Source organism: Burkholderia sp. Tr-20355 (assembly GCF_017104685.1).
Lineage (GTDB): Bacteria > Pseudomonadota > Gammaproteobacteria > Burkholderiales > Burkholderiaceae > Burkholderia > Burkholderia seminalis.
The window spans coordinates 1-8,941 of record NZ_JAAGPK010000234.1 but is presented as its reverse complement, the minus strand read 5'-3'; the positions used below and the strand labels follow the sequence as shown (position 1 = coordinate 8,941).

The window sequence follows — 8,941 nt, the reverse complement described above, 5'->3', positions numbered from 1 at the left end:
CGGTCGCCGCGGCCCGCGACGCGTTCGCGGGCCCGTGGGGCGCCGCGAGCGCCGCCGAACGCGGCCGCGTGCTGATGCGGCTGTCGGCGCGCGTGACCGATTCGATCGAGGAACTCGCCGCGATCGAGGCGCGCGATACCGGCAAACCGCTGAAGCAGGCACGCGCCGACGCGGCCGCGCTCGCGCGCTACTTCGAGTTCTACGCGGGCGCCGCCGACAAGCTGCACGGCGAAACCCTCCCCTACCAGGCCGGCTACACGGTGCTGACGGTGCGCGAGCCGCACGGCGTCACGGGCCACATCGTGCCGTGGAACTACCCGATGCAGATTGTCGGGCGCAGCGTCGGCGCGGCGCTCGCGGCCGGCAACGCGTGCGTCGTCAAGCCGGCCGAGGATGCGTGCCTGTCCGTGCTGCGCGTCGCCGAACTCGCCGCCGAAGCCGGCCTGCCGGCCGGTGCGCTCAACATCGTCACCGGCTACGGCCACGAAGCCGGTGCCGCGCTCGCGCGCCATCCGGGCATCGACCACATTTCGTTTACGGGTTCGCCGGCCACCGGCAAGCTGGTCACGCAGATGGCGGCCGAGAACCACGTGCCCGTCACGCTCGAACTCGGCGGCAAGTCGCCGCAGATCGTGTTCGCCGATGCCGATCTCGAGGCGGCGCTGCCCGTGCTCGTGTCCGCGATCGTGCAGAACGGCGGGCAGACCTGCTCGGCCGGCAGCCGCGTGCTGATCGAGCGCGCTGTGTACGAGCCGCTCGTCGAGCGCCTCGCCACCGCGTTCAACGGGCTGCGCGTCGGCCCGAGCCGCGCCGATCTCGACTGCGGCCCGCTGATCAACGCGAAGCAGCAGCAGCGCGTGTGGGATTTCCTGTCCGACGCGCAGCACGACGGCATTCCGATGGCCGCGCACGGGCAGGTCGTCGCCGATGCGCCCGAAAGCGGCTTCTACCAGGCCCCGGCGCTGTTGCGCGACGTACCGCCGTCGCACCGCCTCGCGCAGGAGGAAGTGTTCGGCCCCGTGCTCGCCGCGATGCGTTTCGTCGACGAGGACGAAGCCGTCGCGCTCGCGAACGGCACGCCATACGGCCTCGTCGCGGGCATCTGGACGCGCGACGGCGCGCGCCAGATGCGGCTTGCGCGCCGCCTGCGCGCGGGCCAGGTGTTCATCAACAACTACGGCGCGGGCGGCGGCGTCGAGCTGCCGTTCGGCGGCGTCGGCCACTCGGGCCACGGCCGTGAAAAAGGCTTCGAGGCGCTGTACGGCTTCACCGCGCTGAAGACGATCGCGATCCGCCACGGCTGAACGCGCCGGCGGCGGCCGGTCGCGACATGACGCACGACGATTCTGATAACCAGCACAGGAGACACACCATGCGGTTGAGCGGCAAGACGGCCATCGTCACGGGCGGCGGCTCGGGCTTTGGCGAAGGCATCGCGAAGACGTATGCGCGCGAAGGCGCGAACGTCGTCGTCAACGACCTGAACGGCGCGGCGGCCGAGCGCGTCGCGAGCGAGATCGCGCTCGCGGGCGGCAAGGCGATCGCGGTCCCCGGCGACGTGTCGAGGCAGGACGACTGGCATGCGCTGCTGCAGGCCGCGCTCGACGATTTCCACGCGGTGCAGATCGTCGTGAACAACGCGGGCACCACGCACCGCAACAAGCCCGTGCTCGACGTGACGGAAGCCGAGTTCGATCGCGTGTACGCGGTCAACATGAAGAGCCTGTTCTGGTGCGTGCAGACCTTCGTGCCGTACTTCCGCGCCCAGGGCGGCGGCGTGTTCGTCAACGTCGCGTCGACGGCCGGCGTGCGGCCGCGCCCGGGCCTCGTCTGGTACAACAGCACAAAGGGCGCGATGATCACCGCGAGCAAGTCGCTCGCGGCCGAGCTCGGCGCCGACCGCATCCGCGTGAACTGCATCAATCCCGTGCTCGGCGAGACGGCGCTGATGACCGAGTTCATGGGCTGCGAGGACACGCCGGAAAACCGCCGCCGCTTTCTCGCGACGATCCCGCTCGGCCGCTTCTCGACGCCGCAGGACATCGCGAACGCGGCGCTCTACCTTGCATCCGACGAGGCCGAGTTCATCACCGGCGTGTGCCTCGAAGTCGACGGCGGGCGCTGCATCTAGTCGTAACGGGCGGCACGACAATCACGCCATTGCTTCGCACGAAACCGGATCGGGCGCCGCTGCGCCCGCTCCGGCCAACTACAAGGACTGGAGACAACATGGCAACATCGACGCAGTCGCTGCCGGGCTCGTCCGGCGCATTCGAGGAAGCAACCTACCGCAAGGTCTCGTGGCGGCTCGTGCCGCTCCTGCTGCTGTGCTACGTGGTCGCGTATCTCGACCGCGTGAACGTCGGCTTCGCGAAACTGCAGATGGCGAGCGACCTGAACCTGAGCGACACCGTGTACGGGCTCGGCGCCGGGATCTTCTTCTTCGGCTATTTCCTGTTCGAAGTGCCGAGCAACATCATCCTGCACAAGGTCGGCGCGCGGGTGTGGATCGCGCGCATCATGGCGACCTGGGGCGTGATCTCGATCCTGACGATGTTCGTCACGACGCCCGCGATGTTCTACGTGATGCGCTTCCTGCTCGGCGTCGCCGAAGCGGGCTTCTTCCCCGGCGTGATCCTCTACCTCACGTACTGGTATCCCGCGCACCGGCGCGGCCGGATGACGACGTTCTTCATGACAGCCGTCGCCCTGTCCGGCGTGATCGGCGGGCCGATCTCGGGCTTCATCCTGAAGGCGTTCGACGGCGTGAGCGGCTGGCATGGCTGGCAATGGCTGTTCCTGCTCGAAGGCATCCCGTCGGTGCTCGCCGGCGTGCTCGTGTTCTTCACGCTCGACGAGCGGATCGCGAAGGCGACGTGGCTGACCGACGAGGAGAAGGCGCTGCTCGCCCGCAACGTCGACGCGGAGGAAGCGACCAAGGAGGACCTGTCGCTCGGCGCGGTGATGTCGAGCCCGCGCGTATGGCTGATGGCGCTGATCTATTTCTCGTTCGTGATGGGGCTCTACGGCGTCGGCTTCTGGCTGCCGACGATCATCAAGGCGACGGGCGTGACCGACACGATCATGATCGGCCTGCTGTCGGCGATTCCGTATGCGGCCGCGGTGGTCGCGATGATCCTGATCGCGCGCAGCGCGGACAAGCGCCGCGAACGCCGCTGGCACCTCGCGATTCCGGCGGCGATCGGCGCGCTCGGGCTCGTGCTGTCGGTGATCTGGGCGCACCAGACCGCGCTCGCGATGTTCGGCCTCACGCTCGCGACGATCGGCATCCTGACGACGCTGCCGCTGTTCTGGAGCCTGCCAACCGCCTTCCTCGGCGGCACGGCCGCCGCGGCCGGCATCGCGATGATCAATTCGATCGGCAACCTCGCCGGCTTCCTGAGCCCCTACCTGATGGGCTGGCTCAAGCAGGCGACGAGCGCCAACGATGCGGGCATGTACATGCTCGCCGGGTTCCTCGTGCTCGGCGGGCTGCTCGCGCTGTCGGTGCCGAAGCGGCTGGTCGACAAGTGATGCGCGGCGCGTAACCGCACACCGGGCACACGGAGCGCGCCGGCCGACCGACTGCCTCCACCGAAACGCCCCGGCGACCGGCATCCGTCCGGTCGCCGGGGCGTTTTTGCTTTCGGACCGGCGCCACGCGGATCGACCGGACGCCACGCCAGACGGACGATGGCACCTTATCCATCAAATTATTCCCTTATGCTCCTATATATATGGAACAATAAAGAACATTCAGGGAATTATTTGCCGACCATGTTCCATACCGTCGAAGACACTGCCGCACGCCTGCGCGTCCATCCGAAGACCGTCCTGCGGTTCATTCGCGACGGCAAGCTGCGCGCGACGCGGGTCGGCCGTGCGTACCGCATCCTCGACACCGACCTCGCCGCGTTCGCGCCGGCGGCGCCGGCCGCCGCTCCGCGCGCGGTGCGCGTCACCAGCATCGTCGACATCCCCGACGCGTCGCAATCGCTGCACCAGTACCTGTCGCGGTCGCTGCACGCGATGGCGTCGGGCCGCACGTCGTACGTCGATCCCGTGCGGATCGACGTCACGTTCGACCCCGCCTCGAGCCTGGTCAAGGTCGTCGTCGCCGCGACGCCGGCCGACACGGCGGCGCTGATGTCGTCGCTCGACATGCTGCTGCAGAAAAGCGGGACATGAGCGCGATCTTCCGGTCGCCCCGCCACGCACGCGCGATTCGCGCCGCCTACGCGGCCGCGCTGTCGCACTGGCCGGCCGGCCATCGGCGCATCACGGTGCAAACGCGCCACGGCGCGACGCACGTGATCGCCTGCGGCCCCGAACACGCGCCGCCGGTCCTGCTGATCCATGGCGCGCAGACGACGGCGGCCAGCTGGCAGCACTACGCGGCCGCATGGTCGACGCACTTCCGGCTCTACGCGATCGACGTGATCGGCGAAGCGGGGCCGAGCGCGCCGTCGCGCCCGCCGCTGGCAAGCGACGCGTACGCGCAATGGCTCGACGACGTGCTGGACGGCCTGCAGGTGTCGCGCGCCGCGTTCGTCGGCATCTCGCTCGGCGCGCGCACGGCGCTCGACTTCGCGTTGCGCCGGCCCGCGCGCGTGACGCGGCTCGTGCTGCTCTGCCCGTCCGGCATCGGCCGGCAAAAGCCGTTTCTGTGGTGGGCACTCCCGCTGCTGCTGCTCGGCGAGGTCGGGCGCGCCTGCGTGCGACGGCGCGTGCTCGGCCGCCTGCCGCCCGCGTCGACGCCGGCCGAACGTGACGCGCTCGCACTGATGCGCGCCGTCGATCGCGGGTTTCGCCCGCGCCTCGAACCGATCCCGGTATTCGACGACGCGACGCTGCGCACGCTGTCCGCGCCCGTCCTGGCGATCGTCGGCGGTCGCGACGCGCTGCTCGATTCACGCGACACGCACGATCGCCTGACGCGTCTCGTGCCGCACGCGCAGGTCCTGATGCTTCCCGAGCAGCGTCACTTCATCCGCGGGCAGCGCGACAACGTGCTCGCGTTTCTCATCTCGACGAAACCGATCGACATGCACCACCGAATCGTTCAGGCAGCCGGCAGCCGCGTGCTGGTCCGCGATCCTTGTGCCGGCCTCGTGCGGCGGGAAAGCGATGCGCTCGACCTCGTCGCGCTTGCGCACGAGCACGAAGCCGACTGGATCGCGATCGCCGCGGACGCGCTGCACGACGACTTCTACCGGCTCGACAGCGGGCTGGCCGGCACCGTGCTGCAGAAGCTCGTCAACTACGGCGTCCGGCTCGGCGTGGTCGGCGACATCGACCGCCGGCTCGCGCGCAGCGAAGCGCTGCGCGCGCTCGTTCGCGAGTCCAATCGCGGGGAGTCGGTCTGGTTCGTCGCGAGCGAGGCGGACCTGCTGCGCAGGCTCGGCGCATGACGGACGAAAAAAAGCCCCGAAGGCCGCCTGGCGTTCGGGGCGTCTTGCGCGGCGCAGCCGCCGCGTCAGACCACGGTGATCGCGAGCGCGCTTTCGCGATAGTGCTTCGCCGCCTTGTCGGTTTCGCCGAGCTGCTCGAACAGGCGCGCGAGCGCGCGATGCGCCCGCACCTTCAGCGCGTCGTTGTCGGCCAGCTTCAACGCCGATTCGAGGAACGACTGCGCCTTGCCCCACAGCTGCTGCTGCTGGCAGAGGCGGCCGAGCGCGAACAGCAGGTCGGCATCGTCCGGGTGATCCTTCTTCCACCCTTCCGCCTTCTGGATCAGCGGCAGCGCATCGGCGCCGGCCGTATCCGGGTAACGGCGCAACAGGCGTGCATCCCAGTTGTGCGCGAGCGCGTCCTCGACGATGCGGCGCGCTTCGTTGCGACGCTCGAGCGGCACAAGCAGGTCGGCCGCGAGATCGGCCAGACGCGGCGACTGGCGCTCGACCGGCGACAGCGACTGCCACACTTCGAGCAGCGCGTCCGGGTCGTGCCGGCGTTCGCGCAGCAGGTTTTCCGCCGCCTGCTGGCGCAACCGCACGGCCGCGGCCGGATGCAGCGCCTCGCGCTTCTCGAGCGCCTTGGCGAGCTTCAGCACCTCGGCCCAGTTCTTCAACTGCTGCTGCGCACGCAGCGCGACCTGCTGCGCATGGATGCGCTTGCCGCCGGCCTGCATGTCGGCGAGCGCGGCGAGCGCGCCGTCGGCATCGCGCGCATCCGCGCGCATGTCGGCCGCGGCGAGCAGCCGTGCGTCCTGCCATTCCGGCGCATCGACTTTCGACAGCCAGTCGTCGCGGCGCGTGTACTCGTGCATCCGGTGCGCGGCCGTGGCGCCGACGAGACTCGCGGCGCCCAGGTTCGCGTCGACCGACAGCGCTTCACGCGCGGCCTTCTCCGCGCGCGAGAAGCGGCCCGCGTACAGGTTCGAAATCGCATCGCGCAGCGACGCCTGCGCCTTCTCGTTGCGCGAACGCGCACGATACGCGGCAACCCGCTGCGGCATGCGCCAGATGTTGCGCACGATGCGCAGCAGCGCGTACACGACGATGAACAGCACGACGATGGCGATCACGAACAGGTTCAGCGACACGTCGACCCGGTACGGCGGATAGACGAGCAGCACCTGCCCCGCGTCGAAACGGCCGACGGTGGCGAGCGCCGCGGCGATCGCGAACAGGACCGCGAGCCAGACGATTCCTCGAAGCGTCATCGTTACCCCCGGCTCTTGAACTGCTGAACGGCGTTCAGGCTGGTGTTCAGGTTCGGCACCGCGACCGTCAGCGACGCGCCGTCAACCTGCTTGAGCAGATCCTCGACGGTCTGCGTGTCCTTCGATGCCTGATCGAAATACTTCCCGAGCGACGCCTGCGCGGCGTGCAGGTCGGCCTTCATCGCGCTGTCGTTGCGCGCGAGCAGCGACAGCCGCGCGGTGAGCAGGCGCAGCTTCACGTTCTCGCGCACGAAGTAGCCCTGGTCGGGCGACGCGAGCATCGCGTCCGCGTTGTCGATCCGGCGCACCTGCACGAGGCCCTTGAGCTGCTGGCCCAGGCCGGCCGAGAAGTCGTGCCACCACACCTTCCAGCGCGGCTCGCCGGCTACCGCCGACGAAGCGGCTTCAACCGGCGCGGCCTTCGGCGCCGCATGCGGCACGATCGCCTCGCCGGACAGCGGCAGCGCGTCGATTTTCGCGATCGCGTCGTCGAGCTTGATCGCGAGGCCCGTGAGATCGGCCGCCGGCGCGGCCTTCAGTTTTTCGATGTCCAGCGCGAGCGCCTTGCGCACCGTGACGGCCTGCGCGCTCTGCGACGTCGCGAGACGCGCGTCGGCGTTCTGCAGCGCGATCAGCGCGAGCTGCGTGTTGCCGGTCAGCTGCAGCTGCTGGCTCGCGCTCGACAGCATCTGGTCGACTTCCTCGAGCATCCACGCATCGCGGTTGCGCGACAGGTCCTGGTATTGCTGCTGCAGCGCCTGCTGCGCGCTCTGCGCGTCGGCGAGCTTGCCGTCGAGCTGCGCGAGCTGCGTGTCGACCTGGTGCGTACTGGCGAGCGCCTGCTCGGTCTTCATGCGCGTTTCGGCCGTCTGCGCGTCGAGCGCCTTCTGGCGCGCGACGAACGTGCCGTCGAGCCGGTCGATCTTGCGGTTCAGCGCATAGCCGCCGACACCGGCCGCGCAGCCGAGCACGACGACGACGAACCACAGCACCGCGCTGCCGCCGCGGCGCGCGTGCGGCTCGGGCGCGAGATAAGGGGGGCTGGGCGGCGGTGCGGATGCAGCGGCCGGCTGGGAAGCGACGCTTTTGGAATCGTTGGTATCTGTCATGCGTTTAGTCACCGGTACGGCTGTCGCCGGTTGGACGGCCTCGTCGGCCATCGTTCGAAACGCGCGGACGATGCGCTCATCGCCCGCGCCGGTCAGCGTAATCCTATCAAAACCCAATGCGCGCGCGGTCTGCTCGATCCGCGGGTGCGGCGTGACGAGCGGCGCATGCTTCAGCGCGTCGATCTCCACATCGTTCAGGTGCGCGCGGGCCAGCTCGTGCAGGTTGCGCACGCCTTCCGAACTCGTGACGAGCCACGCATGCGGCTGGCCATCGAGCAGCGCGTGCACGCGCTCCCATGCGCCGACGCGCGGCTCCGGCACGACGCGCCGGTAGGCGGCGACGAGCGTGACGTCCGCGCCGGCCTCGCGCAGCCGGTCGGCGAGCCATTCGCGCCCGCCGTCGCCGCGCACGATCAGCACGCGCTGGCCCGCCAGCGCCTGCGCGCCGCCGAACGCGGCCTCGATGCACGCGAACAGGCTTTCCGAATCGTAATGGGGGACGCCGCCGTCGGCCGGCGCCTGCGGCGCGATCACGCGGTGCGCGGGCGCCGCGATGCCGTGACGCTCGAGCGCCGCGACGCTGCCCGGCCCGACCACGCCGACCGGCAACGCGTTCGGCCAGATCGCGCCGTACTGCGCGAGCGCGCGGTCGATCGCGTTCGGCGACACGAAAATCACCAGCGCGTAATCGGCGAGCGCCGCGAACGCGGCATCGAGCGGCGCCGGGTCGTCGACCGGCGCGATGTCGATCAGCGGAAATTCGAGCACGTCGCAGCCGGCCTCGGCGAGTTGCGACGCAAGCGCGTCGGACTGGCCGTCCGGACGTGTCAGGACAGCGGTGAACGCGCGCGCGCCGCCCGCCATCAGGCGTCGCCCTTGCCGGCCTGCGAGGCCGCGAGCAGCGCCTGGACGATGTCGAGCGCGCCTTGCGCCTCGAGTTCGTCGGACACCGCACGGCCGAGCGCGAGCGCATCGGCGACCGTCATCACGGCGCCGCACTCCTCGGCCGTCAGCACGCGCTTGCCGTCGGTCGTCGACACGCGGCCCGTCAGGTACAGCTCGCCCGCGCGCCACACCGCATGCGCGGCGAGCGGCACCTCGCAGCTGCCGCCGAGCGCGCGCGACACCATCCGTTCGGCCTCGACCGCGAGCGCCGTGCGCGGGTCGA

The 8,941-nt window shown here is 70.0% G+C and carries 7 protein-coding genes and 1 pseudogene; 5 read left to right on the top strand and 3 right to left on the bottom strand.

Annotated elements, in window-relative coordinates; all coding sequences use genetic code 11:
* The 5 genes from G3N62_RS32625 to G3N62_RS32605 all read left to right on the top strand — a co-directional run.
* Nucleotides 1–1,304: aldehyde dehydrogenase family protein (locus G3N62_RS32625; protein WP_206141434.1), on the top strand; the 1,304-nt coding region annotated here is incomplete at its 5' end.
* Between the two features lie 68 nt (nt 1,305–1,372).
* Complete coding sequence (locus tag G3N62_RS32620; protein WP_124670958.1) at nt 1,373–2,131, top strand: SDR family oxidoreductase; 759 nt, start codon at nt 1,373–1,375, stop codon at nt 2,129–2,131.
* A 98-nt stretch (nt 2,132–2,229) separates the two neighbouring features.
* Nucleotides 2,230–3,534, top strand: coding sequence for an MFS transporter (locus G3N62_RS32615; protein ID WP_034186243.1), 1,305 nt, complete (start codon nt 2,230–2,232; stop codon nt 3,532–3,534).
* Nucleotides 3,535–3,777: 243 nt separating this feature from the next.
* On the top strand, nt 3,778–4,188 hold the full coding sequence (locus tag G3N62_RS32610) for a helix-turn-helix domain-containing protein (RefSeq protein WP_034186333.1): 411 nt from the start codon (nt 3,778–3,780) through the stop codon (nt 4,186–4,188).
* Complete coding sequence (locus G3N62_RS32605; protein WP_124670959.1) at nt 4,185–5,411, top strand: alpha/beta fold hydrolase; 1,227 nt, start codon at nt 4,185–4,187, stop codon at nt 5,409–5,411. The genes G3N62_RS32610 and G3N62_RS32605 overlap by 4 nt, the downstream gene beginning before the upstream one ends.
* 65 nt (nt 5,412–5,476) lie before the next feature.
* Here the strand turns inward: G3N62_RS32605 and G3N62_RS32600 are convergent, their stop codons facing one another.
* The 3 genes and pseudogenes from G3N62_RS32600 to G3N62_RS32590 form a co-directional block, all read right to left on the bottom strand.
* The gene (locus G3N62_RS32600; protein WP_034186245.1) at nt 5,477–6,664 is read right to left on the bottom strand and encodes a heme biosynthesis protein HemY; all 1,188 of its coding nucleotides are present in this window, start codon (nt 6,662–6,664) and stop codon (nt 5,477–5,479) included.
* A gap of 2 nt (nt 6,665–6,666) precedes the next feature.
* Nucleotides 6,667–8,637: a fused uroporphyrinogen-III synthase HemD/membrane protein HemX gene (hemDX, locus tag G3N62_RS32595; protein ID WP_124670960.1), complete on the bottom strand. Its 1,971-nt coding sequence runs from the start codon at nt 8,635–8,637 to the stop codon at nt 6,667–6,669.
* A pseudogene (locus G3N62_RS32590) lies at nt 8,637–8,941 on the bottom strand (hydroxymethylbilane synthase); the annotation flags it as partial. The pseudogene G3N62_RS32590 and the gene hemDX, both read right to left, overlap by 1 nt.

Coding starts and splice junctions, on each gene's coding strand:
- G3N62_RS32620 (WP_124670958.1), top strand. CDS start 1,373: ATGCGGTTGAGCGGCAAGACGGCCATCGTCACGGGCGGCGGCTCGGGC.
- G3N62_RS32615 (WP_034186243.1), top strand. CDS start 2,230: ATGGCAACATCGACGCAGTCGCTGCCGGGCTCGTCCGGCGCATTCGAG.
- G3N62_RS32610 (WP_034186333.1), top strand. CDS start 3,778: ATGTTCCATACCGTCGAAGACACTGCCGCACGCCTGCGCGTCCATCCG.
- G3N62_RS32605 (WP_124670959.1), top strand. CDS start 4,185: ATGAGCGCGATCTTCCGGTCGCCCCGCCACGCACGCGCGATTCGCGCC.
- G3N62_RS32600 (WP_034186245.1), bottom strand. CDS start 6,664: ATGACGCTTCGAGGAATCGTCTGGCTCGCGGTCCTGTTCGCGATCGCC.
- hemDX (WP_124670960.1), bottom strand. CDS start 8,637: ATGGCGGGCGGCGCGCGCGCGTTCACCGCTGTCCTGACACGTCCGGAC.